Source organism: Paratractidigestivibacter sp., assembly GCF_963660155.1.
Taxonomy (GTDB): domain Bacteria; phylum Actinomycetota; class Coriobacteriia; order Coriobacteriales; family Atopobiaceae; genus Paratractidigestivibacter.
Genome location: NZ_CAVKWG010000048.1, coordinates 104,601 through 130,563, shown reverse-complemented (window position 1 = coordinate 130,563; position 25,963 = coordinate 104,601). Strand labels below are relative to the sequence as shown.

Sequence of the window (25,963 nt, the reverse complement as noted above, 5' to 3'; positions counted from 1 at the left end):
AAGGATCGGTTGGTTTTATGGGAGCGTCACCGTTGGTCATCTACGTCGAGGACGACAAGAACATCCGCGAGCTCTCGGTTTATGCCCTAGGTCAGGGCGGCATCGAGGCCGTCGGCTGCGCCGACGACGTCGAGTTCCGACGCGTCTGCGCCGAGCGAAAGCCCGACGCGGTGCTTCTCGACATCATGCTCCCCGACGCGGACGGCCTCGATATCCTTGCCCGCATCCGCAAGACCCCAGGCATCTCCAACGTGCCCGTCATGATGCTCACCGCCAAGGACACCGAGCTCGACAAGGTCCGCGCACTTGACGGCGGCGCCGACGATTATCTCTCCAAGCCGTTCGGCATGATGGAGATGGTGAGCCGCACGCGCGCCCTGCTGCGCCGCGCGGGCCGCGAGCCGGCGAGCGAGGAGTCCGAGTCGGTCACGGTCGGCCCGGTGTGCGTGTGGCCCGAGCGACGCGAGGCCACGCTCGACGGCCGCGAGCTCTCGCTCACCATGCGCGAGTTCGACCTCTTGAGCTTCCTCATGAAGTCCCCGGGCGTCGTCTTCTCGCGAGAGTCGCTGCTGCAGCGCGTCTGGGGCTGGGACTTCGACGGCGGAAGCCGCACGGTGGACGTCCACGTGCAGCAGGTCCGCGCCAAGCTCGGCAACGCGAGCGACCTCATCGAGACGGTTCGCGGCGTCGGCTACCGCGTGCGCGGTTAAGGAGTGCCGTTGACCTGGGGTTTATTCAACAAATCCGGTAAAGCCAAGAAGACCTCGCTCTCGGGCCAGGTCTTCTTGGCGTTTGTGTGCGCCTGCGCCGTCGTGGCCGTCGTGGTCACGGCTGCCTCGGCGTTCGTGTTCCAGAACGCGTTTCTCGCCGACGAGCACTCGCAGCTGGCAGGGGAGTGCGAGACGCTCTGCTCGCTGCTCGACCAGACCGAGGACGACCCCTCCGTGCTGGCGAGCCTCTCTTTGGGCGAGCTGCGCGCGACGCTCGTGGCGCCCGACGGTCGGGTCCTCTACGACAGCTCGGCCGAGGCCTCCACGCTGCCAAATCACTCAGACCGCCCCGAGGTCGCGGCAGCCCTGGCCGTGGGCCGCGGCCAATCCGACCGCAGCTCCGAGACGCTCGGCTACGTGAGCCTCTACAATGCGCAGCGGCTGGGGTCCGGCGACGTCCTGCGCATCTCGGTCGAGCGGGCGAGCGTCGTGTCGTTTCTCTCGAGCGACATCTTGCTGCTCACGTGCTTGGCCTGCGCCATCGTGGGCGTGAGCTGGTTCGTCGCGCGCGCCCTTTCGGCCGGCATCACGCGGCCGATTCTCGAGATAGACCCGGCGGCAGAGGAAGCCGACGCCCCCTACGAGGAGCTCGATCCCCTGGTCAACCGCCTGAACGACCAGCACAAGCAGCTCGTCGACCGTATGAGCGCCATCCAGGACGCCAACGACATGCGCCGCGAGTTCACGAGCAACGTGACCCACGAGCTCAAGACCCCCATCGCCGCGATCTCGGGTGCCTCGGAGCTGATCCGCGACGGCATCTGCAGGCCCGACGACGTGCAGGATTTCGCCGGCAGGATCTACAAAGACGCGCAGCGCCTCTCGATGCTGGTAAACGACATCCTCATGCTCTCGAAGCTCGACGAGACGGAGCGCGCCGGCGAGCGCTCGTCGCTCTTCGGCCCGCTCGAGCGCGTCGACCTGCTGAGCGTCGCCCAAGACGTCTGCTCGCGCCTCGAGCGCAAGGCAAAGAAATCCGGCGTCAAGCTCAAGTGCGAGGGCGTGAGCACGCACATCGAGGGCAATGCGCACCTGCTCGACGAGCTCGTGAAGAACCTCGTCGAGAACGCGATCCGCTACAACCGGGAGGGCGGGCGCGTCTTCGTGTGGGTGCTGCCCATCGACGGGCGACCGACTCTTCGCGTGAGCGACACCGGCATCGGCATCCCGCCCGAATCGCAGGAGAAGGTTTTCGAGCGCTTTTACCGCGTCGATAAAGGCCGCAGCCGCGACATGGGCGGAACGGGCCTGGGGCTCGCCATCGTCAAGCACGCTGCGAACTTCCACGACGCCGACGTGAGCCTCGAGTCCGAGCTCGGCGAGGGCACGACCATCACCGTTTCTTTCTGACCTGCATTGGGGACAGTCCCTTTTGCAGGTCGCTTCCTACGCGACCTGGACCTGCATTGGGACCTGCATTGGACCTGCATTGGACCTGCAAAAGGGACTGTCGCAGGTGCAGGTCTTGAATTCGGATGGTCGGCGGCGGCTGTTGCTTGTATTCTCTTGGTCAACGAGAAAAGCGCCCGGCGATAAGGAGCCCGCTATGAGCCTTTGGGAAGACCTTGACAAGCTGAAGAAGTGCCACTGGGTGGAGCTTTCCCACCCTCTGACCAACGAGAGCCCGTACTGGGGCGGTATGCCCGACGGTGTGGTTGAGCTCTGCAACACCGTGTTCGACTACGAGGAGGAGATTCTCTCGTGTCGCATCCAGACCTATAAGTTCCCGGGCCAGTTCGGCACGCACGTCGACTTCCCGAGCCACTTCTCGCCGGGCAAGGCGGGCGCCGAGGCGTACGGCACCGACTACATGGCGTTCCCGCTCGTCGTGATCGACCTCACGGGAAAGATCGCGGCCGAAGGCCCGGACACCGCGGTCACGGTCGCCGATATCGAGGCCTGGGAGGCCGAGCATGGCCGCATCCCCGAGGGCGCCTTCGTCGCGCTGCGCACCGATTGGAGCAAGCGCTGGCCCGATAACGACGCCCTCAACAATTTCGACGAAGAGGGCGGCGAGCACGCACCCGGTTGGTCGCTGCCGGCGCTGCAGTTCCTCTACAACGAGCGCGGCATCAAGGCGAACGGCCACGAGACCTTCGACACCGACGCGAGTTACTTGGCCGTTGAGGCCGACGACCTCGCCTGCGAGCGCTGGGTCCTCGACAACGGCCACATCCAGGTCGAGGTCATGGACAACCTGGACAAGGTGCCGGCCACGGGCGCGATCGTCTTCGCGAGCTGGCCGCGCATCGAGGGGGCAACCGGCCTTCCCGCGCGTGTCGTCGCGGTCTTCGAGTAGCGCGAGCAGAAGCGGACAAAGGGACAGTCCCTTTGTCCGCTTCCGGCAAACAGCGTGGTCAGTGTCCCGAATACGCGGCGTGAGGTGTTCGCAAATCTCGAGCAATACCAATGCTTGAACAACGACCATTGGGATTGCTCGGGTTTTTGGAACATTTTGGCCTGAATGTTCACAAATCGCGAGCAATACCAATTGGCGTCCGCCGGACATTGGTATTGCTCGCGATTTGCGAACATGCACCGCAGAAGTGGACAAAGAGACAGTCCCTTTGTCCACTTCGCTCTAAAGGGCGAGTTCCCAGAGGTTGGTGTATCCGGGCAGGTCGAGGCCCTCGTAGGGAAGCCAGATCGGTTTGTGGCGCGTGAGGCCGGCGCCGGCGTAGAGGTTGTTGGCCCCGACGTTCGCGACGCTCGTGTTGATGCGGACGACGCTCGCGCCGAGGTCGCGGGCGCGCTGCCCCGCGGCGGCAAGAAGCGCCCGCGCCACGTGGCGCCCGCGCGCGGCGGGGTCGACGGCGAGCAGGTGATAGCAGGCAACCTCGCCGGTCGGCCTCGGCTCCCAATCGGGGCCGCCCTGCCCGCGGCCGTGGCCCGCGAGCCACCCGTCGCCCATGTCGTCGTCGAAGTCGACGGAAACGGCGCCCAGCACCTCGGCCGTCGCCGGGTCGAGCGCGGCGAGGGTCTTGCCGGCGCAAAGAAGCTCGGCCGCAAGGCCCTCGGGCGGCCAGAGACCTTGCGCCCAGCCGCTCGTGCCGGGTTCTGCGCACACGTGGGCGTAAAGGTCCTCCACAGCATCGGCCCATGAGTCGTCGATGGGAACGACGAGCACGTCGGAGGGGGCGTTTACCTCGTGCGTGGGATGCCGCGCGTCGTTTTGCCCGATGGTCTCCAAGAGCACCTTGGACATGACCTCGGGCGCTTCCTTGGGGATGGTGTGTCCGGCCTCGGGCACGATGTAGGTCTGGGCCCCTCCGATGGCCTCGGCGATGCGCTCGGTCTCCTCGGGAAGGATGCAGTCGAACTCGCCGGCCATCACCGTGACGGGGCAAGAGATGCCCCCGAGCGACGCCGCGTCTATCTGCGGCTGGTCGACCATGAGCTGCAGCAACTCCGCGATTCTTGCCGCCTCGGCGGGGGAGGGGACGGCGTTGCCCTCCTCGTCGACCTCGCCTTCCCAGCCCTCGGCTGCCCAGGCGGCGTTTGCCGCCGCGGCCTCGGCCATGAAGTCCGTGTCCTCCTGCGGAAGGCCCGCGGGCGTGAGGTTCGCGCCCGAGGCGGTGACGGAGAGCACGTGCTCGCCCCAGTCGCGGGCAAGGAGCAGCCCCAGGATGGCGCCGTCGGAGAAGCCGAGCACGTGGCAGTCCCACACGCCCAAACGGCTCATGACCTCGCGTGCATCGGCTGCCATGAGCTCGTAGGTGAGCGGCGCCTCGCCGCGCGTGGACTCTCCCTGCGCGCGCGAGTCGATGGCCACGACGGAGCGCCCCGTAGCCACGACGGCGTCGATGACGGGCCCGAAGATGCCGTGCTCCTCGCCGTTGCCGTGGAGCATCAGCACGGGCGGGAACGCGGAGTCGATGCCGAAGGGCGTGCCGGGCACGTCGCGCACGCCGTGCGGCGCGTAGACGAAAGCCGCTATGCTCGCCCCGTCCTCGGTGGGGACGTCGACGCGGGCGACGAGGTTCGCGGTCGGGCGCGCGTAGGGGCGCGGCACGTGTACCGGCGGGGGAGTGACTGACATTGGTACCTCCATACAATGCCGGGGCCTTGCGGCCCCGGCGGGAATTTCTCGGTTGCTACTTGCCCTTGACCTGCGAGGGGTGCTTCTCGAAGAAGTCGAAGCGCGGCGGCAGCGGCACGATGGCGTGCTCGGCGGGCGTCTGCCCGGCACGCGCGGCGAGCTCGGCCGGCCCCTCGAAGGCGTGCTCCCAGCTAAAGAACACGTCGGCGTCGAAGCCCATGTGCTCGCAGATCTTCTCGCAGCCGAACGGAACGGCGGGGTGCATGAGCAGCGTCACCGTGCGCAGCGCGGCAAAGGCATCGGCCAGCGCCTGCGCGTAGGCGGCGTCGTCGCCCTTGGCGGCCTTGCTCGCGTCGTCCCAGCGCTTGTTCTCGGCGCGGCAGAACTCCTCGGCGATGAGAAGCGCCCCGTGGGCGTCGAACTTGTGGGCCGCGGCCTCGAAGTCGAGCGTCGCCTTGCGGCAGGCCTCGACGACCTCGGCGTGCGGCGCGGCGGCGGGGAGATGCGCGCCGCACACGTTGTTCGCGCCGTAGAAGCAGCTGCGGGCCAGGCGGTTGAAGATGTTGGTGAGGAAGGCCGACTCCTTGAGGGCGGGGTCCACGATGCGCGGGTCGTCCTTGACGAGGATCTCCTCGCCGGTCTTCTTGTCCACGTGGCTGACGCTCGTGTCGAAGGCCTTGGGGTTGAAGGAGACGGCCTTCTGGTCGAGTCCGAGCGAGAGCCAGTGGGCGCGCAGCTGCTCGGGGGTGTAGAAGTCGAGCAGCTCGGAGGCCATGGGCGGCTTGATGGCGCCCGACGAGCTCGCCTTCTTGTTCATGAAGAGGATGTGGTAGTTGGCCACCGGCGTGTCCTGGAAAAGACCCCAGTCCAGCGCCTCCCACATGGCCGGCTGGGCCACGCAGTAGAAGTAGATGTTGTCCTGGCCGATGAACTGATAAACGCGTGCGTCGTCGGCGCACCACCAGTCGCGCCAGTCGTAGCTGGAGTAGCGCTCGCCGCCGGCCTTCTCGTCCTCGCCGAGGGCCGCCTGCGTGAAGCTGATGGGCGCCCACAGGCTCTCGGGCCAGCACCAGACGGTGAGGTCGCGGGTGCCCTCGAGCTCAGGCGCGGGCACGCCCCACTCGATGTTGCCGGTGATGCGGAAGGGCAAGAGGCACTTGCCGGTGCGGAAGCGCACGCCGCCGGCGTCGAGCACCTCGCGGGCGCGGTCGCGGGCCTCCCAATCGGCAAAGGTCACCGAGAACGACTGCTGGTTGCCCTCGGCCTCGGTCAGGGTGTGGGCGGGAAGCGTCTCCTCGACGGCGTCGAAGGCCTCGCGGAACTTGGTCTGCACATAGATCACGGGGTCGACGAGCGACTCGCGCACGGTCTTGGTCACGATGGCGCGCACCTGCGGGTCGGCGTCCCACTCGTCCATGAGGGCCTCGAGCTCGGGGCGGAAGGTCGGAAGGTCGAAGTACCAGTTGTCAACGGGGCGCAGCTCAGGAGTGGTGCCGGTGAGCTGCGAGACGGGGGCGATGAGCTCCTCGGGGTCGAACTGGTGGCCGAGGTCGCACTCGTCGGCGTAGGCCTTCTCGGATTTGCAGCCGCGCACGGGGCAGCGGCCGATGACCTGCCGCCCGTTCAAGAAGGTGCCCGCCTCGGAGTCAAAGAACTGGCGCGTGGAGCGCTTCACGAGGTAGCCCTTCTCGTGGAGGCGCCGCAGCAGGTCGTCCGTGAGGCTGTGGTGGTAGCTGCGCGCGGGCTCGAGGCCGGAGCCCTCGAAGATGTCCAGGCTGATCCCGTAGGCGTCGAGGGCGGCCTTCTGGGCAGCGTGGTTTTTGCCCACGTAGTCGTAGATGGTGCCCTCGTACCCCTCGTTCTCGACCTTCTTGCGGTAGCCCTCCATGATGGGGGAGCCGTAGCAGTCGGTGCCGGAGACAAAAAGCACGTTCCTCTTGCCGATGCGGTCGCGGAGGAACCGGGCGAAGAAGTCGGCGGGCACGAAGACGCCGCCGATGTGGCCGAAGTGCAGGTTCTTGTTGCCGTAGGGCATGCCGCCGGTGATGACGGCGCGCGCGGGGAAGCTGGGGCGGGTCTCGCTCATGTGCAAGCTCCTTTGTGGTACGTTCGCAAACGTCCCTAGTATCCTATATCAGAGGCGGATGACCCGTGACGGAGCTCGCGAAAATCGACATCCTGGGCGACAAGTCGCTGCAGCGCCGGATGGTGCACGCGAGCCTCGTGCCGCTGGCGGCCGGGGCGGCAGCCGTCGCGCTGCTGTTTGCCGCGGGCGCGGCCGAGAGGCCCTCGCTTGCGTGGCTCGCCGCGCTGGTCGCGCTCGCGCTGACGGTGCTGCCGGCGCATGAGCTCGTGCACGCCGCGGCCTTTAAGCTGCTGGTTGCCGGCTGCCGCGTGAGCTTCGAGGCGAGGTCGTGGTGCGTGGCCACGAACGCGCACGGGGCGCTCATGGGGCGCGGCGCGGCGCTCGCCGTGCTGCTCTCGCCCCTCGTGCTGGTCACGCTGGCGCTCGCCTGCGGCTGCGCGTCCGCCGGGTGCCCGGCGCTTGCCGTGGCCGAGGCAGCTCTCCACGCGTCGGGCTGCGCCGGCGACGCGCTGATGGCCGCAGAGGTTCTCCGCGAGCGCTCGTGCACCCACGTGCGCGACACAGATTACGGCATCGACCTGCTAAAAGAGGAGTAACTTGCAATGAGCGGGGTCATCGAGCAGTTGCGCGCCCGCAAGTCGGTGCGCGCCTTTACCGACGAGCCTGTGTCGGCCGAGGAGGAGCGCTCGATCCTCGAGGCCGCCTGCCAGGCGCCCACGGCCGGAAACCAGCAGCTCTACAGCATCATCGTCGTGCGCGACGCCGCCAAGAAGGCTGCGCTCGCCAAGAGCTGCGACCATCAGCCGTTCATAGCCAAGGCGCCGCTCGTGCTCGCGTTCTGTGCCGATGTGCGCCGCTGGTACCGCGGCTTTACGGCCGCCGGGTGCGCGCCGCGCGAGCCGGGCGTCGGCGACTTCCTTCTTGCCATGGAGGACACGATGATCTGCGCGCAGAACGCCGTGGTGGCGGCCGAGTCGCTCGGCATCGGCTCCTGCTACATCGGCGACATCCTCGAGAAGTGCGAGGAGCAGGCGCGGATCCTCGGCTGCCCCCGCTGGGTCTTGCCCGTGTCGGTCGTGGTCTTCGGCCGGCCGACGGAAGCGCAGATGCGCCGTAAGAAACCCATGCGCTGGGCGCTCGAGCAGGTCGTCTTCGTGGACGCGTACGAGGACGTCGCCGACGAGGGGTTGGTGGCTCAGCTCGCCGAGAAGCAGGCCGACATCTCCGCCTTCTGCGAGCGCAAGTGGAACTCGGGCTTCTCGCGCGAGATGACGAGGTCTGCCGCTCGCATCCTCGAGCAGTTCTCGCGCGAGGCTTAAAAGGGCTGCGCCGAACCGCTCGCCTGCGGGAACGCGCGATTCTGCCGCCTTCGCGATTGTTGTCCGGCGCGTACGGTAAAGTCATTTCTAGCGCACGCCCCGTGCGCGATATGTGCCGAGTAGAAAGGCGCCGCATATGTTAGGAATCATCATCCCCGTCGTCCTCGTCGTCCTCGTCGCGTGGGTCGTGCTCTCCACCGGTTACGTGGTGCGCCAGCAGCATGTCGCCATCGTCGAGAGGCTCGGCCGCTTCACCGGCATCGCCGGGCCCGGTTTCCACGTGAAGGTCCCCTTCATCGACGCCACCCACGACATCGACCTCATGACCGAGGACGAGCACATGACCTTCGATGCCAAGACCCAGGACAACGTGACTATCGAGCTCGACGTCTCCATCCAGTACCACGTTGACCAGGCCAACGTGAACGGCGGCGAGGAGTCGGGCATCTGGAAGAGCTTCTACACCCTCACCGATCCCGTGGCGCAGATGAAGGATTACCTGGCGGACGCCCTGCGCAGCCAGATCCCCAACCGCACGCTCGACGAGGTCTTCTCCGAGAAGGACGCCATCGCCACCGCCATCGACGAAGTCGTGGCAAAGAAGATGCTGGATTACGGCTACGTCCTGGTGACGACCCTCATCACCTCGATCCGCCTGCCCAAGGAGGTCCAGGAGTCCATGAACCGCATCGTGGCCTCCAAGAACAACCTCGCCTCCGCCCAGAACGATGCCAACGCCGCCCGCGCAAAGACCGTCATCGCGGCGCAGGCCAAGGCCGAGGCCATGGCCGCCGAGGGCAAGGGCATCGCTGACCAGCGCATCGCCATCGCCCGCGGCATCAAGGAGTCCATCGATACCATTAAGGGCTCCGAGCTCTCGAGCGCCGAGGCCAACCGCCTCTTCGAGTACACGCAGTGGGTGAGCATGATGGAGGCCTTCGCCGCCAAGGGGTCGTCCTCGGTCGTGCTGCCCGGCGACTTCAACGCGGCCTCCAGCTTCTACGAGCAGAGCATCGCGGCCCACGTGACGCCGAACCCGCAGGGCGGCGAGCAGTAGGGAATGGGCGCTTTTTGCGCAAATAAAGGCCAGCTCAGGCCCTTGGCGCTACATGCGTGCTGCGGCCCCTGCTCGCTCGAGCCCCTGCGTCTTCTGCGCGAGCAGGGCTTCGAGCCCACCATCATATGGACGAACCCCAACATCCAGCCCGCAGCCGAGCACGACCTGCGTCTGGCGACGCTTCGGGCTTGGGCCGACGACGTGGCGCATGTGGATGTGATCGTCGCGGGAGACGACCGCGAGGCATGGGAGAGCGGCGTCGCCCCGCACGGCTTCGATCGCCGCGCGCGCTGCCGCGCCTGCTATGCGCTGCGGCTCGCCGAGGCCTGCCGCGCGGCGGCCGATCGCGGCTTCTCGTGCATCTCGACGACGCTCGCGGTCTCGCCCTACCAGCTCTTCGAGGACTGCGGGGAGCTTCTGGCGAAGACTGCCGCCGCGCACGGCCTCGAGCCTGTCTGGCGGGACTTCCGGCCCTTCTATCCCGAGGCCACGCGCAAGAGCCGCGAGCTCGAGATGTATCGGCAGAACTATTGCGGCTGTCGTTTCTCGGCTGCCGAGGCGGCCATCGAGCGCCATGAGGCCAGAGACGAGCGCAAGCGACAAAGAGAGGACCGTCGAGCCGCCGCTTGCTGACCCCCGCGAGATCTTTGCGCTCACGCGCCGACACGCTGCGCCTTGTTTGGGTAGATACTGTTACGTTGTGTTTCGCTGAGTAACCCATTCGTCAAAAGGAGACAATCATGGGTATGTTCGACGGCAAGACCGTAATCGTCACCGGCGGCGGCAAGGCCACCCTGAAGGACGGCAGCGCCGGCTCCATCGGCTACGGCATCGACATCGCCTTCGCCAAGGAGGGCGCGAACCTCGTCATCACCGGCCGCAACGTCCAGAAGCTCGAGGACGCCAAGGCTTCGCTCGAGGCCGAGTACGGCATCAAGGTCCTGCCGGTCCAGGCCGACGTCTCTGCCGGCCAGGACAACGAGGCCGTTGTCCAGAACGTCATCGACAAGGCCATCGCCGAGTTCGGCCGCATCGACGCCGTGGTGAACAACGCCCAGGCCTCTGCTTCCGGCGTGACCATCGAGCAGCACACCATGGACCAGTTCAACCTGGCCATCTACTCCGGCCTCTATGCCACCTTCCTGTACATGCAGAAGGCCTACCCGCACCTCAAGGAGACCAAGGGCTCCGTGGTCAACTTCGCCTCCGGCGCCGGCCTCTTCGGCAACTACGGCCAGTGCTCCTACGCCGCCGCCAAGGAGGGCATCCGCGGACTTACCCGCGTCGCCGCCAACGAGTGGGGCAAGGACGGCGTCAACGTCAACATCGTCTGCCCGCTGGCTTGGACCGCTCAGCTCGAGAACTTCGAGGCCGCCTATCCCGAGGCCTTCAAGGCCAACGTCCACATGCCGCCCGCCGGCCACTACGGCGACGTCGAGAAGGAGATCGGCCGCGTCGTGGTCCAGCTCTGCGGTCCCGACTTCAAGTACATGAACGGCGAGACCGTTACCCTCGAGGGCGGCATGGGCCAGCGCCCCTAGGCTCCCAGCCACCCCATCTTGCCATTCAAAGAGCAGGTCATGACTTTAGGGTCGATGACCTGCTCTTTTCTTGTCAAGCTGCTTGTCACGGGGGCTTATGGGCGCCTGCAGTTTGGGGACAGTCCCCTTTTTGCACGTGTATGTTCGCTTCGGCCCCGTCGCCGAACCATTGGGCGAGTTGCTTGAAGCGGCGGTTCGTGTGCAAAAAGGGGACTGTCCCCAAACTGCAGGCGGGCAGAGGGCCCGTTGTATTGGTGACAAGCCTATGTCCCCTGCAAAGAAAACGCGTCCGCTTGGTCCCAATCGCACCAAGCGGACGCGTTTTCTTTGCGGCGCGGCCCCGCCCGCAGACCCGAAGCCGAACCGAACATGCATTAGACAAAGGGACTGTCCCTCTGCCCTATTTAGGCGATCTTGTCGACCTGGGTCTGGGCCATGAGGCCCTCGGCGACGGACATATCGAAGCGACCGGTGTAGGGGGAGAGACAGTTGGCGGTCGCGCAGGCGGAGGCGAAGCGCAGCATGTCCTCGCAGCCCATGCCCCGCTTCATGGCCACGGCGAAGGCGCCGACCATGGTGTCGCCGGAGCCGACCGGGTTTAAGCACTCGATCTTGGCTGGGGTCACGCGATAGGTGCCGTCGGCGGCCGCCATCACGGAGCCGTCGCCGCCGAGAGAGACCACCACGTACTCGATGCCGTGCTGCTCGCGGACCTGCTGGGCGGCCGCAGCGACCTCTTCGACGCCCTTCGGCTTGTGACCGAGGATGACCTGGATCTCATCGGTATTCGGCTTGATCATCGTGGGCGCCGCCGCAAGGCTGCCGAGCAGCAGCTTGCCCGAGGTGTCGAGGATGACGGGCTTGCCGGCGTCCTTTACCGCCGCGACGAGGCGGCGATAGATGTTGTCCGGGCAGCCCGCGGGCGCGCTGCCGGAGATGGTGACGACGTCGCTCTTCTTCGCGAGCTCGGCCATCTTGGCCTCCATGGCCGCGACCTCGGCCTCGCTCACGGGCTGGCCGGGCTCGAGCAGCTCGGTGGACACGCCGGCGGCGTCGATGGCGTTGATGCAGCAGCGGGTCTCGGTGGCGACGGTTACGAAGTCGCAGGCTAGGCCGTCGGCTTCCGCGAGCTCGTAGACGGTCTTGCCGTTGTTGCCGCCGATAAATCCCGTGGCGCAGACGTCCTCGCCGCAGGTCGCGATGGCGCGCGCGGAGTTCAGGCCCTTGCCGCCCGCGCTGTTGGAGACTTCGGCAACGCGCATAACGGTGCCGGTCTCGAATTCACACGTCAGCTTGTACATCTTGTCGATGGACGCGTTGAGGGTAACGGTGGTGATCATCTTCGGTCCTTATCTACGAAGAAGGGCCCCGTCGCCGCCATGCCAGCGACGGGGCCGATAGCAGGGGTGGTCCGATCAAAGGCTTCGCCTGTGACAAACGCGGCGCAGCTCAGAGCCTTAAGCCTCAGAATCGATGAGGATCTTGCCCTTGACCTTGCCCGGGGTGCGGTAAGCGTCGAAGGCCTCGTCGATCTTGGACAGCGGGTAGGTCTCGAAGATCAGGCCCGGGTCGTACTTGAGCATGCCGTTGGCGTAGGCCTTGGCGGTAAGCGTCCACTCGTGGCCGGGGAAAGGCGCCGAGTAGCTCATCCAGGAGCCGGTGAGCGTGAACTCCTTGCGGTTCAGGCACTCCCACTCATCCACGGAGAAGGTGAGCTCCTTCTTGGGCGTTCCGATCAAGCACACCTGGCCGCGGTTGGCCACGAGGTCGAAGGTCATCTTCATCGTGGCGCCGGCGCCGGCGGTCTCGAGCACGTAATCGTAGCCGCGGCCGTCGGTGAGGGCGAGCGCCTGCTCCTTGAAGTCGGCGTCCATGGAGTTGAGCGCGCTCGTGGCGCCCATCTTCTTGGCGAACTCGAGGCGCTCGGGCAGGATGTCGACGACGGTGACCTCACGGGCGCCGAAGGCCTTGGCCCACATGGCGGTGAGGATGCCGATGGTGCCGCCGCCGAGGACGGCCACAGTGGAGCCGCCCTGGAAGTCGAGGCGCTCGAAGCCGTGCAGGGCCACGGTGGTGGGCTCGAAGAGGGCGCCCTGCTCGAAGGTCACGTCGTCGCCGAACTTGACGGCGTTGGCCTCGGGCACACAAACATATTCGGCGAAGCTGCCATAGACGCGCGAGCCGATGAAGACGTAGTGCTTGCACAGGCTGAAGTTGCCGCGCTTGCAGTCTTCGCACTCACTGCAGGGGACCAGCGGCACGCCGGCGACGCGGTCGCCGACCTCGAGGGACTCGACGCCCTCGCCCAGGGCCTCGACGGTGCCCGAGAACTCGTGGCCGAGGACGTTCGGGAAGAAGTGACAGGCGTCTCCCAGAACGCGGGGCACGTCGGAGCCGCAGATGCCGGTGTACTTGACCTTGATCAGGACCTCGCCGGGCTTGGGCGTGGGCTTGTCGATCTGCTCGTAGCGGATGTCGTCCTTGGCGTGCACGACGCCGGCCCACATCTTGTCGCAATTCTCACACATGGCTTGAACTCCTTGGTTTGGGTAAGGCTTCGCCGAGCGCCGCGCAAAGACGGTGCTTCTGAGCTGGGCTTTGTTTGTTTGTTTTGGTGTAAAGAGGGGGCCGGCCGGCAAGGGATGCAACCGGCCCCCGGAGAGGTGCTGGGAAAGCGCTTGCGAGAGACGCTACTCCTCGTCGTCCTCGGCCTCGAGGGCGGCGGCGCGCTTCTTGGAGAGGTTCACGTAGAAGACCATGCAGATGGCGTAGAGCACGCCGATAACCACGAGACCGGTCACGTTCTGCATCGTGAAGAGCTGCGTGAAGACGTAGGAGATGGGGCAGCCGCCCTGGTCGAGCGCGGCGATGACGGAGCCGGCCTGGATGGAGCCCGTGGTCACGCCGATGGCGGTGACCCAGTCCACGGTCTGGTTGGCGATCCAGATGGTGAGGGTCATGATCAGGATGCCGGAGATCAGGGTGCGGAACAGGTTGCCCTTGTGGACGGCCACGGCGCCGGCGATGAAGAAGCCGATGGTGGCGAGGTCGGCGAAGGGAAGGACGCGGTTGCCGGGGACCAGCACGGCGATGAGCAGCGTGATGGGGATGAAGATGAGGCCGGCAGTGACGACCTGGGAGTCGCCGAGGAGGATAGCCGGGTCCATGCCGATGTAGAAGGACTCACCGGAGAACTTCTCGTTCATGATCTTCTTGGCGCGCTCGGAGAGGGGCATGAGGCCGTCCATGATGCACTTGACGACCTTGGGCATGAGGACCATGACGGCCGACATGTTGATGCCCAGGGGCAGGGCCTGGTCGGGGGCGTAGCCGCCGAGGAAGCCGATGGCAGCGCCGAGGATGAAGCCGATGACGACGGGCTCGCCGAGGACGCCGACCTTCTCCTGCAGGGTATCGGCGTTGAAGTCGATCTTGTTGAGGCCGGGGATCTTGTCGATGATGAAGTCGACGACGGCGGCGACGGGGGCCAGGTAGCTTGAGGTGCCGTGGGGCACGGTGAGGCCGTCGAGCTCGTAGTAGTCGACCATCATGGGGGCCATCAGGTCGCCGAGCTTGTAGGCGATGACGGCGTGCACAGCGGTGCCGAGGACGCCGATCCAGATGTTGCCGGTGACGGCGTAGGCCATGACGCCGGTGAAGGCCATGTGCCAGATGTTCCAGATGTCGATGTTCACGACGCGGGTGAGCTTGGTGAGCAGCATCACGACGTTGATGGCGATGGCGAGCGGGATGGCGATGATGGCGAGCTCGGAGGCCCAGGTGATGGGCGACATGCCCGGCTAGCCGATGTCGACGATGGACAGAGACAGGCCGAAGCGCTGGCTCATTGCTTCGGCGGCGGGCCCGAGCTGGTCGTTCATGAGGTTGACGATGAGCGAGAGGCCGACGAAGCCGACGCCCAAGATCAGGCCGGAGCGGATGGCCTTACCGGGCTTGACGCCCACGATGATGGAGAGAATGGCAACGAAGATGGGCAGCATGACGGAAGCGCCCATGTCGATGATATATTGAATTCCGCCAGCGATGGCAGTCCACATATCGGTTCCTCTTTCCTATAAGTCGAAGCTTGTGGTTCGGTGAGCCGGTGGGCTCTTGCGGGGCTCGTGTTGCAGCACGTGCCCCGTTTCTTTTAGGCCTGCAGGACCTCGAGCATGGCCTTCTCGGTCTTCTCGACGCCGACGCCGGAGACAAATGGCATGCCGGTGATGCAGGGGATGCCGTAGTCGCGCTTGACGCGGGAGGTCGGGACGATGAGGGCGGCGTTGTCGAGGTTGGACTCGATCTCGGAGATGCGGCACTGGCAGATCTCGATGTCGATGCCGTTCTTCTTGCCGAGCTCCTTGACGGCGTTGGCGGCGATGGTGGAGGTGGCGACGGCGCCGCCGCAGGCCACGATTACCTTCTTCTTCATAGCGAGAGCTCCTTCTCTTTGATGATCTCGATTACTTCCTGGACGTCGGTGGACGCGGTGATGCGCGAGAGGACCTTCTTGTCCTGCACGATGGCGATGATGCGCTGCAGGTCCTCGAGGTGGGCGTGCGGGTCGGTGACGGCGAGCATGAACACAAGGCTCACGTTGACCATGCTGCCCTCGGGCATGCCCATCTCCTCGAACTCCACGGGCTCGGCCAAGGTGGCGATGGCGATGGCCCCCTTCTCCACGTAGTCGACGCTTGTGTGCGGGATGGCCACGCCGACGCCGTCGATGTCGAGGCCGGTCGGGAACTCGACTTCGCGCTCCTTCAGGCCCTGGACGTAGTTGGCCTTGCCGTAGCCCTCCTCGATGAGACGACCACCCACTGCCTCGAGGACCTCCTCGTTGGAATTGGCCTCGAGGCCGAGCATGACGATCTTCTCGTTGAGCTCTTCCCAAATCATTGCACCCTCCTTTCTTTGGGTCTTCGGGGCCGCCCCTGTGGCCGCCCCTTTCGATGATTCAATGGTATGGGCGGGCGTCCCCGCAGAACAGTTCAGCGTGGTTCACGGATTTGTGACGCCGATTGTGCCTGTGTTCTGACCTGCGATTTTATAAAAATACGGCAGGCATCCGCGCTTGGATACCCGCCGTTTGCCGAAGATGTCCCTACCGTTCGCGAGAGGCCCCTCGCGCCCTTCTCAGCCCTCCTTGATGTCGAGCTCGAGCCGCTCGATGATGCCCGCGAACTCTTCGGGGGTGGCCGCCGCATGGAGCTCGGCGCGCACCTCCTCGCGACGCATGAGGTTCACCAGGTTGAAGAGCGCGCGCAGGTGCGAGCTGTGGTCCACGGCCGAAAGGCAGCAGACGAACTCGACCGGGTCGAGGTCGGGCTCGCCGAACTCCACGGGGTGGGCGAGGCGAATCATCGAGAGGCCGCACATGAGGGGGCCGGCGTCCGTGCCCTCGTGGGGCATGGCGAAGCCGGGGGTGAGCACCACGTAGGGGCCGTTCTCCTCGATGTTGCGTACGATGGCGTCGATGTAGCGCTCCTCGATGTAGCCGCCCTTGAGCAGCACATCGGCGCTTCTGCGCACGGCGTCTCTCCAGTCGGTGCACTCCACGTCGAGGCGGATATGCGAGGGCGGCAAGAGCTCGAAGGCGGCCAGGGCCGCGGGCACGTCGTGGCCTTCCTCGAACTCGGCGAAGTATTCGGTGACCAGGTGGTTTATGGAGCGCATGAGCGGCGGGGCCTGGTCGGGCGCGAGGTCGTAGACCGTGGCGCCGATGCGGCTGATGAGCTCTTGGGCCGTGGGCTTCACCTGCTTGGCGGGCGCCGCCGCGCCCCGCTTGGCGCGCAGCTCCGCGAGCTTCTCGCCGACGCGCAGAGCCTCGGCATCGCTGAGCATCGGCGAGACCACGACGCTCGTGACCGGCGAGCCCTTGAGCGGCACCGTCGTCACGATGAGGTCCGCGTCGTTGGTGTCCACCGACATAGCCTCGCGGACCGTGCAGGTGCGCACCACGGTGATGTTGAAGCGCGCCTGGAGGCGCACCGTGAGCAGCTGAGAGGTGCCGACGCCGGAGTTGCAGGCCACGACGACGCGCAGGGGAGCCTGGCGGCTCTTCTTGCGCTCTATGGCGGCGCAGACGTGCAAGACGATGAAACCCAGCTCGATTTCGGTGAGGTCGCGGCCGGCCTGCTCGCGGATCTGGGCGTCGCAGGTGCGGGTCGCGGCGGTGATGGCCGGGTTTGCCGCCATGACCTCCTCGACGGCGTCGGTGCCGGGGTAGTCCACGGGCACGGGCTGAAGGACGCTGCCGAGATGCGTCGAGAGGCTCTCGAAGAACGTGAAGTCGTCGGTGAGGTCGATGCCGAGCTCGCGCGAGAGCTGGGTGATGAATCTCCTGGTGAGGAGCTGGATGCGGGCCGCATCCACGTTCTCGCCCCCGCGGTGCGCGAACTGCTGGTGGCGCAGGCGGTAGCAGAGGGCGTCCTTCTCGGCCGCGGTGGTCTCCACGTGCAGGTATTGGGCGAAGAGGTCCACGAGGTCGCTCGCGAGGGGCACGTAGCGCGAGGTCGCCGGCGGGCGCGGGCCCTCCTCGGAGCTGATGAGGCGACCCTTTGCCATACGCGCCAGGCTGATGCGGACGAAGGCCAGGGTGTCGGCCTCGCACACGTCGGTGAGCACCTGGTCGTGCGCATACTGCTGCTCGAGGAAGATCTTTTCGATGGCGTCGGAGTCGGGGTGCAGAAGATCGAGCTCGCGCTCAATGAAGCGCCGCTCGGAAGGGGTGGCTGCGCGAAAGGCGTGCAGCGCGATGCGGCGGCGGTCGTACTCGCGGCCTTCGGCGTGCAGCCCGCGCCCGGACTGCGAGACTGTCTCGAGGCGGTGGTTCGCCAGCACCTGCTTAATCTCGTCGAGGTCGTTGATCACGGTGCCGCGACTCACCATGAGCTTCTCGGCGATGTCGCCCAAGGTGATGGGCTGCATGGCACCTGCCACGAGGGCGGCGGCTAGCAGAATGCGCGCCTCTTGCTCGAGGTGGAACGACCCGGGCTTCTCGCCCTCGTCGGACTCGAGCAGCGGCAGGGGGCTGTCGACGCAGACGACGCGGCCGCCGCGTTCGAGCATGATGCCGGCGAGGCCGCGGGCGCGCAGAGCGCCGTCGATGGCGTCGAGGTCCTTGCGGATGGTGCGCGTCGAGACGCCGTGGGCGCCGGCGAGCGAGTCGAGCGTGAGCTCGTCCCCTTCACAGAGCGAGCGGACTATGGCGAGCGATCGTTTGTTCATATCCCTCCTTGGGCGCAAAAGGGTAACACGGGGCCGCGCGCAAAAAGAAACACGCGTCGGCGACCCTGTGCGAATCGTCGGCGCGTGTCTCTCTAAATGCCGCCGCGGCAGGCTTCCCCCAAATGAGCCCGCCGCGCGGTCGGTTCGGCTAAAAAGGCTCGATAGTGAAGCTGCGCTCCACGGTCTGGCCGGGCGCGGCCACGATGCAGCCGCGCTTGTGCTCGAGGACGTCGTCCTCGTCCGAGCAGGTGGAAAGGCCGCCCCAGGGCTCGATGGCCACGAAGTCGCCGGCGGGTTTGCTCCACACGATGAGGTAGTCGAAGTCGGCGAACTCCAGGCGAACGCCGCGGTCGTCGGCTCGGTTTACGAGGGTCGCGGAGCGCGACTCGAGCACGTCGTAGATCTTCTCGGCGAAGTCGAAGAGCTCATGGGTGAGCGGCAACTCGCCGGTGCCGGCGGTGGGGGAGTCCTCGCGCGTCCCCACGTCGATGAGGCCGGTCGAGGGCACGGCGCGGCACAGCGTCGAGGTCTCGGGCTTCTCGAAGCGGATGAGGTAGTCGTCGTAGGACTCGCCCTCCATGACGGGGCAGGCAAAGCCGGGGTGGCCGCCGATGAAGAAGGGCATGTCCTCGTCCCCGGTGTTGGTAACGGCGTAGGACACCGTCAGCTTGCCCCCGACCACCTTGTAGGTCGCGTCGAGGCGGAAGGGGAAGGGGTACTGCTTGAGCGTCTCGGGGTTGCTCTCGAGGCGGTAGGTGGCGCTCGTCTCGTCGCTCGCCACGAGGGCGAACTCGGACTTGCGGGCAAACCCGTGGCGGGCGAGCTCGACCTTCTTGCCCGAGGCCGTGGTGGCGCGGCCGTCGCGCAACCCGCCGCAGATGGGGAAGCAGATCGGCGCCTGGCCGCTCCAGACGGCGGCGTCCGGCTGCCAGAGGTACTCGGTGCCGCCGAGCTTGAGCGAGGTGAGCGAGCCGCCGGCCGAGGTGAGGCCGACCGAGAGCTTGTTGTCGGAGATGGTGACGTCCATCGTGCGCTCCTTTTAGGCCTTGTTGGTGGAGCCGAGGTTGTCCATGTGGGAGGCGACGACGGCGTAGATCTCGTCCATGCCGGGCTTGCTCGGCTTCTTGGGGTCGAAGCAGCCGGGGTTGGCGGCCATGTGGCCCATGAAGCCCTTCATGAAGGCCTGGCGCAGCTCGGTGGCGTAGTTGACCTTGCAGATGCCGTTCTTGATGGCCTCGGCGACCTGGTCGTCGGGCACGCCGGAAGTGCCGTGCAGGACCAGGGGGATCTCGAGGCGGCTGCGGATGGCCTTCAGGACCTCCTGCTCGATGTGCGGGGTGCCCACGTAGACGCCGTGCGCGGTGCCGACGCCGACGGCAAGGGAGCTGCAGTTGGTGCGGGCCACGAACTCCTCGGCCTCGTCCGGGTCGGTGTAGGGGTTCTCGCCCTCGACGGCCGGGCCGTCGTCCTCCTTGCCGCCGACCTTGCCGAGCTCGGCCTCGACGGGGATGTTCAGCGGAGCGGCGACCTTGGTCACGGAGGCGGTCAGCGCGATGTTGTCCTCGAAGGTGTCGTGGGAGCCGTCGATCATGACGGAGGTGTAGCCGGCGTGCATGGCCTGGACGCAGCGGTCGAAGCCGTCGCCGTGGTCGAGGTGGATGGCCACCGGCACGCTCGCCTGCTCGGCCGCGACCTTGGCCATGGCGGCAAAGTAGTCGAGGTTCGCGTACTTGACGGTGCCCGGGGTGGTCTGCATGATGACCGGGCTCTTCTTGTCCTCGGCGGCGCGGATGACGGCCATGACGAACTCGAGGCTCTCGACGTTGAAGGCGCCGACGGCGTAGTGGCCGGCCTGGGCGTCCTTGAGCATCTGGGTGGTGGTGACGAGCATGATGGTCCCCTCTTTCGAACAGCGTTGACTGGTGGGTCCGCGCGTTCGCGCGGGCTTTGTTGTTCGAGGGCGGCCGCTCTCTGTGTTGCTGAGTTGGACTATAGGGGTGTTGTGGCTCTCGTATTTTCGACGCCTTGTTCCTTAAGCGAAGAAAAAAGAAAGTAGATTTACGTCCGAAGGCAAAACGAAACGAAATATCGTAAAATTGCGTTCAGCAAACGAAAGGATTCGTGAATCGCTTACGTTTCGTGCGCACGGCAAAAATTCGCAGACGACTCCACGGTTTCTTCATAGCTGCGTCGATTGGGGCCACGACATGATGAGAGACGAGCGGCGCGCCGCTATTCTTTCCGAGCTCGACCGCACGGGCTCGGTTAGGGTAAGCGAGCTCATCGAGCTGCTCGGCGCCTCCGCGGTGACGGTCCGCGCCGACCTCGAGGCGCTCGAGCACGACGGCAAGCTGCGGCGTACCCACGGAGGGGCGGTCTCGCTCTCGAAGACGCTCACGGTGTCGGTCCAGGACCGCCGTGTGAACCTGAACGTGGGCGCGAAGGTCGCCGTCGGCCGCGCCGCCGCCGAGCTCGTGTCCGACGGACAGTCCGTGCTCGTGGATTCCGGCACGACGGCGCTCGAATTCGTGCGGAACCTCGCGGGCAAGGAGGGCGTGACCGTCGTGACGGCCGACCTCACCATCGCCGACTACATAGACAGGAGCCTGCCTGCCGTCGACGTCGTGCTTCTCGGCGGGTCGCTTCGAAAGGGGCACCGCTATCTATACGGCCCGCTCGTGCTCGCGGGCATCGAGGCGCTGCACCCGGATGTGGCCATCATCTGCCCCACGTCCTACGTCCCGGGGCGCGGCTTCATGACCAACTACGAGCAGATGGCCGAGGTCAAGCGGGCGTTTTTGCGCTGTGCCGAGCGGCGCGTCGTCCTCATGGACACGAGCAAGGTGGGAGGCTCCGGCCTCATGCGCTTCGCCGACACTGCCGACGTCGATCTGCTCGTGGTCGAGGCCCCGCTCGCGCCGAAGATCGCCGAGCAGGTCGCCTGCGAGGTGCTCGTGGCACAGGTTTGAGGCGCCGATTCGTATCATGTCTGACTTTTCGCACTTTAAACTTCGTAATGCTGAGTAGAAGAGGCCGATTTCACTTCGTTTTGCCAGTTGGAGGACCCTCGATACTTGGCAATTTCAAATTTAAAGTGTGAAAAATCAGACTTTGTGACTGCAGCACCGTGGCCCAGGCCCTTGAATCGCTCCAGAGCTGTTCATTGAGCGCTAAACTTGCCTGCGGAAACGCTGACGAGAGGAAACACATGCGCACCGACGACTTCGACTACCCGCTACCCGACGAGCTTATCGCCCAAGCCCCGGCCGAGCCCCGCGACTCTTGCCGCCTGCTCGTCCTTGACCGCGAGACGGGCGAGGTCAGCCATAAGGTCTTCAGCGACGTCATCGACTACCTGGAGCCGGGCGACCTCATCGTCGCCAACCAGACGCGCGTGCTGCCGGCGCGCCTCGTGGGCAAGAAGCGCGGCACGGGCGGCGTCTGCGAGACGCTTCTGCTCAAGCGACGTGAGGACGTGGACGCTATGGGTCACGTGTGGGAGTGCCTGGTCAACCCCGGAAAGCGCTTGAAGCAGCCCGGCATCGTCATCGAGTACCGCGCGGGCGGCCTCCACGCCCCGGACACCGCGCCCGTGGTCCTCACCGGCACCATCATCGACTTCGTCGAGGACTCCAAGGGCGGCCGCCTTGTTCGCTTCGACGCCGTGGGCACCCACGCCGACGGCGAGCCCATGACCCTCGATGAGGCCATCCACGCCGCCGGCCACGTGCCGCTGCCGCCCTATATCACGCAATACGAGGGCGACCCCGAGAAGTATCAGACCGTCTACGCCATGGATGAGGAGCACTCCGCGGCGGCGCCCACGGCGGGCCTGCACTTCACGCCCGAGCTCATCGAGCGCATCCGCGAGAAGGGCGTCCAGTGGGCCACGGTCGAGCTCGAGGTGGGCATCGACACCTTCCGCCTGGTCAGCGAGGACGACCCCACCCAGCACGTCATGCACACCGAGCGCTACCACGTCTCGCAGCAGGTCGTGGACGCCGTGCACGCCACCAAGGCGGCCGGGCACCGCGTGATCGCCGTGGGCACCACGTCGGTTCGCTCGCTGGAGAGCGCTTGGCAGGCGGGCGTCGCGGGGGAGTGCGCGGGCGTCTCGGCGCTTCGCTTCTCGCCGGAGCCGGGAGACATCGTGGCGCGCGAGAACGCCACCACCAACCTCTACCTCATGCCCGGCTCCGCCTTCCACGTGGTGGACGCCATGATCACGAACTTCCACGTGCCCAGAAGCACCCTCATGATGCTTGTCTCGGCCTTTGCCACCCGCGAACAGGTCATGGCCGCCTACCAGGCCGCCATCGACGAGCGGTACCGGTTCCTCAGCTTCGGCGACGCAATGCTCATCAAGTAATAAAGTTCTAGCCTTCCCCGGCGCCCCATCTGGGGGCTGCAACCCTCGTCACGTACCCGAGTACGCATCCACGGGATTGTCGCTCCCCACCTGGGGCACCGGGAAAGGCTTACGTCTAAACTACGACAGGGCTAAGAAGAAGGGTTATGCGGATAAAAGGGCGGGCCCGAGCTTACCGGACCCGCCCTTTTATCCGCCTGACTTGCAACATCGACTATTTAGCCCCGCCGGCGCAGCTTACCACGACGAACACGAGGACGAGCACAACGGCGGCCGCCACGGCGATAAGCGCGGCGCGCGACCCCCGCGTGGCCTGCCTGAGCTCCTTTTCGGTCGCGGCGAGGTGCTCGACCTCGCTGTTCGCCTCGTCGAGGTCCGCCTGCTGAGAAGCGATCGACTCCTCGAGCCGCTTCGTCTCCTGGGGCGTCGAGCGGATGAGCTGCGCCTCGTCGATGAGCCCCTGCGCCTCGTCGAGCACCTTCTGGGTCTGGTCGACCTTGGAGCGCAGCGAGTCAAGCAGTCGCTTCTTCTCATTGATGCGCTCCTGAAGCTTCTTCTCCTCCGCGGACGCGTTGTCTGCCATCTTGTCGTGTTCCGCCTTGTGGGCCTCATGCTTGGCCTTCGCGTCGTCGTACTTGGCTTGCGCGCTCGCGAGGGACTGGTTCTGGGCCCAGAGGTGGGTCTGGGCGTTGTCGACGGCGCTCTGCCCGTCCTTGGACGCGCGCGCGACCTCTGCCTTTGCGCTGTCAACGCCGGCCAGCGCCGCCACGTTGTCGGACTGAAGCTGCGAGATAGCCGCGGCCGAGCCGCCCGAGCTCTGCAGACGCCTGAGCTCCTCTTGCACCTTTCGCTGCCTGGTCTGCGAGTTGTCGTAGCTGCGGTTCGCAATCGCATACGAGGAGTCGCGGCGTTCCTTGGCTTCCTTGAGCTGAGATTCGGCGGTCTTTACCGCGCGCTTCGCCTCGGTGAGGGTGCGCTGCGCGTCGTCGAGCTCACTCTTTGAGGACTCGATCAGGTGCTTGTAGGGCCGGATGGCCGAAGCGTTCGAGGCCTTGAGCTCGTCGAGGTCGGCCACGAGCGCCGAGCGCTCCTCGGCGAGGCCGTCGATCTTTTGCTGATCGGCCTCGATGGAGGCCTTGCTGTCCTCGACGATTTTTGCCTGCACGGAGACGATCTGGTCGAAGGAGGCCTCAATCTGCTTGCGGTGGCCGAGGGTGGCCCGGTCGCGCACGAGGGCATCTTGGATGGTGCGCGCCTGAGCGCGGGCGTCGGCGCTCTGCTTGGAGGCGTGGTGGACGTCGCGGACGGCGAAGACGCCGGCGCGAAGCGCCGAGGCCACCTCTTTGGCCACGCCGAGGGCGGCCTCGGCGGCTTTGTTGGCTTCGGACGGGGCGAGCCCGTCGTCGATCACCTCAGCCTGCGCCTCGATGACGTCGTTTTCGCCCTGCGCCTCTATGACGGCGTTCTCGTCGTTTTCGGCGGGGCTCGCGGACGCAACTTGATCAGCGTCGTCGTCGGCTTGCGCGGCAACAAGGCCGGCGGCGTCCTCTTCCTGCGCCTCGTCGGCCGCGGGGTCGTCTGCGACGCGCATCTGGTCGGGGGCAACCGCGGCATCGAGCGCCGTCACGGCGCCCTTGTTCTCGGCGGAGGCGGCGAGTTGCTGCGTCTCCTCGGTCTCTTCGACATCGCCGATCTGGTCCTCTGCCATGGCTTCCTCGTTTCTTGCTGCCTGCGACTACGATTCGTGGGCGCCGGGCGGCGAGGCATCAGCCTCACCGCCCGGCAGTGTCGCCGTTCCATTTATTATTGCTATTGTGCAGCAAAGAAGGGTGAGCGTGCACGTGACGGCGGTGAGCGCCCTACTTTGGGCTCTCTGCGACATCCTCGGTTTTCTTTTTGCCAACCTTTGCTAATATGTCCCACAGGTTGGGGGGACAGCACCCCCATCAGCACATCGGAAAGGGAGTCCCCATCATGGTTTCTAAGCAGACCAGCATCACCAACGCCACCGGCCTTCACGCCCGTCCCGCCTCGCTCTTCGTCACCGAGGCCAAGAAGTACCAGTCCAACGTCACCATCAAGAACGTTGACAAGGACTCCGCTCCCGTTAACGCCAAGTCCATCATGATGATTCTGGCCGCCGGCCTCGGCACCGGCACCACCGTTGAGGTCGCCTGCGACGGCGAGGACGAGCAGGCCGCCCTCGACGCCCTCATCGCCCTCATCGACTCCCGCTTCGGCGAGTAGTCACAAGGCCGAATAAGGCTAAACTGTTAAGCCCGGCGCCCGACCGCGCCGGGCTTTCTTTGTGCGAAGAGGCGCCGACGCGCCCAGGAGTGGAGTGGTTAGCATGTGCGAAAACGGATGCGCGGGGCTCGCGGGCGCGGGCGAGGTCGTCGACGAGAGCCGCTGGTTCACCTACGACATCGTGGCCGAGGACCCCAAGACCCATGCTCGGGCGGGCGTTTTCCACACGCCGCACGGCGACATCCCCACGCCCATCTTCATGCCGGTGGGCACGAAGTCCACGGTAAAGGGCATCTTGCCCGCCACGCTCGAGCAGATGGGCACCAAGATACTGCTCAACAACCTTTATCACCTCTCGCAACGGCCCGGTGCCGACCTCGTTGCGCGGATGGGCGACGTCCACGGCTTCATGCGCTGGGGCGGGCCCATCCTCACCGACTCGGGCGGCTTTCAGGTGTTCAGCCATGAGGAGTTCTTCAAGCTGTCGAACCAGGGCGTCAAGTTCCGCGCCGTCGACTACGACGGGCGCTGGGTGGAGTGGACGCCTGAGGAGAACATGGCCATCGCCCAGAAGCTCGGAAGCGACATCACCATGCAGCTCGACCAGTGCGTGGGTTACCCCGCGAGCCGCGCGAAGGTCGCGCGCTCGGTCGAGCTCTCGAGCATGTGGGCCGACCGCTGCTTTGCCGCGCACACGCGCAAGGACCAGGCGCTCTTCGGTATCGTGCAGGGCGGCATGCACCTCGACCTGCGCCTTCGCAGCCTGCAGCACCTTGAGGACGCCGGCGACTTCCCCGGCTACGGCATCGGCGGCTACTCGGTGGGGGAGGACCACGAGACGATGTTCGAGAGCCTGGAGCCCCTCTGCGCCGAGTACATGCCCAAAGGCAAGCCGCGCTACCTCATGGGCGTCGGCAACCCGACCACGCTCGTGCGCGGCGTCGCTTGCGGCATCGACATGTTCGACTGCGTGTTGCCGACCCGCACGGCGCGAACCGGCACTGCCTTCTCGAATGAGGGGCGCATCAACCTCAAGAACGCCCGCTTCCGCGACGACCCGCGCCCGCTTGACGAGGGCTGCGGTTGCCCGTCGTGCGCCGGAGGCTTCTCGCGCGCCTACATCCACCACCTGGTCCGCCAGAAGGAGATGCTCGGCGGCATCCTGATCTCGCAGCACAACATCTGGTACCTTCTCGACCTCATGCGCCGCGCCCGCGAGTCCATCATCGCCGGCACCTACTCCGATTTCGTCTCCGACTGGATGTCGTCTTCCGCCTCCAACGACTACTAGTAGTCGCGCCTAGG

22 protein-coding genes and 1 pseudogene are annotated in these 25,963 nt (G+C 66.0%); 12 read left to right on the top strand and 11 right to left on the bottom strand.

Going from position 1 to position 25,963, the window contains the following annotated elements; genetic code table 11:
* Positions 1 to 17: 17 nt before the first annotated feature.
* The 3 genes from U5709_RS09625 to U5709_RS09615 all read left to right on the top strand — a co-directional run bounded on the left by U5709_RS09625 (position 18) and on the right by U5709_RS09615 (position 3,069).
* Positions 18 to 710 carry a response regulator transcription factor gene (locus U5709_RS09625; RefSeq protein ID WP_321971776.1) on the top strand — a complete coding sequence of 231 codons (693 nt, stop codon included), beginning with the start codon at positions 18 to 20 and terminating at the stop codon, positions 708 to 710.
* Positions 711 to 719: 9 nt separating this feature from the next.
* A complete protein-coding gene (locus U5709_RS09620; RefSeq protein WP_321971775.1) occupies positions 720 to 2,120 on the top strand; it encodes a sensor histidine kinase in 1,401 nt (466 codons plus the stop codon).
* A 196-nt stretch (positions 2,121 to 2,316) separates the two neighbouring features.
* Positions 2,317 to 3,069, top strand: coding sequence for a cyclase family protein (locus U5709_RS09615; protein WP_321971774.1), 753 nt, complete (start codon positions 2,317 to 2,319; stop codon positions 3,067 to 3,069).
* 282 nt (positions 3,070 to 3,351) lie between these two features.
* On the opposite strand, the gene U5709_RS09610 is transcribed toward U5709_RS09615, so the two are convergent.
* Together U5709_RS09610 and U5709_RS09605 are read right to left on the bottom strand one after the other, a co-directional pair.
* On the bottom strand, positions 3,352 to 4,809 hold the full coding sequence (locus tag U5709_RS09610) for an alpha/beta fold hydrolase (protein ID WP_321971773.1): 1,458 nt from the start codon (positions 4,807 to 4,809) through the stop codon (positions 3,352 to 3,354).
* 55 nt (positions 4,810 to 4,864) lie between these two features.
* Positions 4,865 to 6,895, bottom strand: coding sequence for a class I tRNA ligase family protein (locus tag U5709_RS09605; RefSeq protein ID WP_321973285.1), 2,031 nt, complete (start codon positions 6,893 to 6,895; stop codon positions 4,865 to 4,867).
* Positions 6,896 to 6,960: 65 nt separating this feature from the next.
* Here U5709_RS09605 and U5709_RS09600 point away from each other — a divergent pair, with 65 nt between their 5' ends.
* The 5 genes from U5709_RS09600 to U5709_RS09580 all read left to right on the top strand — a co-directional run bounded on the left by U5709_RS09600 (position 6,961) and on the right by U5709_RS09580 (position 10,812).
* Complete coding sequence (locus U5709_RS09600) at positions 6,961 to 7,491, top strand: DUF3267 domain-containing protein (RefSeq protein WP_321973284.1); 531 nt, start codon at positions 6,961 to 6,963, stop codon at positions 7,489 to 7,491.
* A 6-nt stretch (positions 7,492 to 7,497) separates the two neighbouring features.
* The gene (locus tag U5709_RS09595) at positions 7,498 to 8,214 is read left to right on the top strand and encodes a nitroreductase family protein (protein WP_321971770.1); all 717 of its coding nucleotides are present in this window, start codon (positions 7,498 to 7,500) and stop codon (positions 8,212 to 8,214) included.
* Positions 8,215 to 8,350: 136 nt separating this feature from the next.
* The gene (locus tag U5709_RS09590; protein WP_321971769.1) at positions 8,351 to 9,271 is read left to right on the top strand and encodes an SPFH domain-containing protein; all 921 of its coding nucleotides are present in this window, start codon (positions 8,351 to 8,353) and stop codon (positions 9,269 to 9,271) included.
* Between the two features lie 3 nt (positions 9,272 to 9,274).
* Positions 9,275 to 9,904, top strand: a complete 630-nt coding sequence (locus U5709_RS09585; RefSeq protein ID WP_321971768.1) for an epoxyqueuosine reductase QueH — start codon at positions 9,275 to 9,277, stop codon at positions 9,902 to 9,904.
* 107 nt (positions 9,905 to 10,011) lie between these two features.
* Positions 10,012 to 10,812, top strand: coding sequence for an SDR family oxidoreductase (locus U5709_RS09580; RefSeq protein ID WP_321971767.1), 801 nt, complete (start codon positions 10,012 to 10,014; stop codon positions 10,810 to 10,812).
* 404 nt (positions 10,813 to 11,216) lie between these two features.
* Here the strand turns inward: U5709_RS09580 and U5709_RS09575 are convergent, their stop codons facing one another.
* From U5709_RS09575 to U5709_RS09540, 8 genes and pseudogenes are all read right to left on the bottom strand, one after another.
* Positions 11,217 to 12,152, bottom strand: coding sequence for a 1-phosphofructokinase family hexose kinase (locus U5709_RS09575; protein ID WP_321971766.1), 936 nt, complete (start codon positions 12,150 to 12,152; stop codon positions 11,217 to 11,219).
* A gap of 117 nt (positions 12,153 to 12,269) precedes the next feature.
* Positions 12,270 to 13,340, bottom strand: a complete 1,071-nt coding sequence (locus tag U5709_RS09570) for a galactitol-1-phosphate 5-dehydrogenase (RefSeq protein ID WP_321973283.1) — start codon at positions 13,338 to 13,340, stop codon at positions 12,270 to 12,272.
* 162 nt (positions 13,341 to 13,502) lie between these two features.
* Positions 13,503 to 14,828, bottom strand: a pseudogene (locus U5709_RS09565) (PTS galactitol transporter subunit IIC).
* 134 nt (positions 14,829 to 14,962) lie between these two features.
* On the bottom strand, positions 14,963 to 15,244 hold the full coding sequence (gene gatB, locus U5709_RS09560; protein ID WP_321971763.1) for a PTS galactitol transporter subunit IIB: 282 nt from the start codon (positions 15,242 to 15,244) through the stop codon (positions 14,963 to 14,965).
* Positions 15,241 to 15,711, bottom strand: coding sequence for a PTS sugar transporter subunit IIA (locus U5709_RS09555; RefSeq protein ID WP_321973282.1), 471 nt, complete (start codon positions 15,709 to 15,711; stop codon positions 15,241 to 15,243). The genes gatB and U5709_RS09555 overlap by 4 nt, the downstream gene beginning before the upstream one ends.
* Positions 15,712 to 15,948: 237 nt before the next feature.
* The gene (locus tag U5709_RS09550; RefSeq protein ID WP_321973281.1) at positions 15,949 to 18,042 is read right to left on the bottom strand and encodes a BglG family transcription antiterminator; all 2,094 of its coding nucleotides are present in this window, start codon (positions 18,040 to 18,042) and stop codon (positions 15,949 to 15,951) included.
* Between the two features lie 148 nt (positions 18,043 to 18,190).
* Entirely contained in the window at positions 18,191 to 19,069 is an 879-nt protein-coding gene (locus U5709_RS09545) for an aldose 1-epimerase family protein (protein WP_321971760.1), read from the bottom strand.
* A 12-nt stretch (positions 19,070 to 19,081) separates the two neighbouring features.
* Entirely contained in the window at positions 19,082 to 19,933 is an 852-nt protein-coding gene (locus U5709_RS09540; RefSeq protein ID WP_321973280.1) for a class II fructose-bisphosphate aldolase, read from the bottom strand.
* Positions 19,934 to 20,249: 316 nt separating this feature from the next.
* On the opposite strand from U5709_RS09540, the gene U5709_RS09535 reads away from it, so the two are divergent.
* Both U5709_RS09535 and queA read left to right on the top strand, forming a co-directional pair.
* Positions 20,250 to 21,011, top strand: a complete 762-nt coding sequence (locus U5709_RS09535) for a DeoR/GlpR family DNA-binding transcription regulator (protein WP_321973279.1) — start codon at positions 20,250 to 20,252, stop codon at positions 21,009 to 21,011.
* 239 nt (positions 21,012 to 21,250) lie between these two features.
* A complete protein-coding gene (gene queA / locus U5709_RS09530) occupies positions 21,251 to 22,411 on the top strand; it encodes a tRNA preQ1(34) S-adenosylmethionine ribosyltransferase-isomerase QueA (RefSeq protein ID WP_321971757.1) in 1,161 nt (386 codons plus the stop codon).
* A 214-nt stretch (positions 22,412 to 22,625) separates the two neighbouring features.
* Here queA and U5709_RS09525 read toward each other — a convergent pair whose 3' ends face one another.
* Positions 22,626 to 24,119, bottom strand: coding sequence for a hypothetical protein (locus U5709_RS09525; RefSeq protein WP_321973278.1), 1,494 nt, complete (start codon positions 24,117 to 24,119; stop codon positions 22,626 to 22,628).
* Positions 24,120 to 24,385: 266 nt separating this feature from the next.
* Between U5709_RS09525 and U5709_RS09520 the strand changes: the two genes are divergently transcribed.
* Both U5709_RS09520 and tgt read left to right on the top strand, forming a co-directional pair.
* Positions 24,386 to 24,658 carry an HPr family phosphocarrier protein gene (locus U5709_RS09520; protein ID WP_321971754.1) on the top strand — a complete coding sequence of 91 codons (273 nt, stop codon included), beginning with the start codon at positions 24,386 to 24,388 and terminating at the stop codon, positions 24,656 to 24,658.
* 103 nt (positions 24,659 to 24,761) lie between these two features.
* Entirely contained in the window at positions 24,762 to 25,949 is a 1,188-nt protein-coding gene (tgt, locus tag U5709_RS09515) for a tRNA guanosine(34) transglycosylase Tgt (protein WP_321971753.1), read from the top strand.
* Positions 25,950 to 25,963 lie beyond the last annotated feature (14 nt).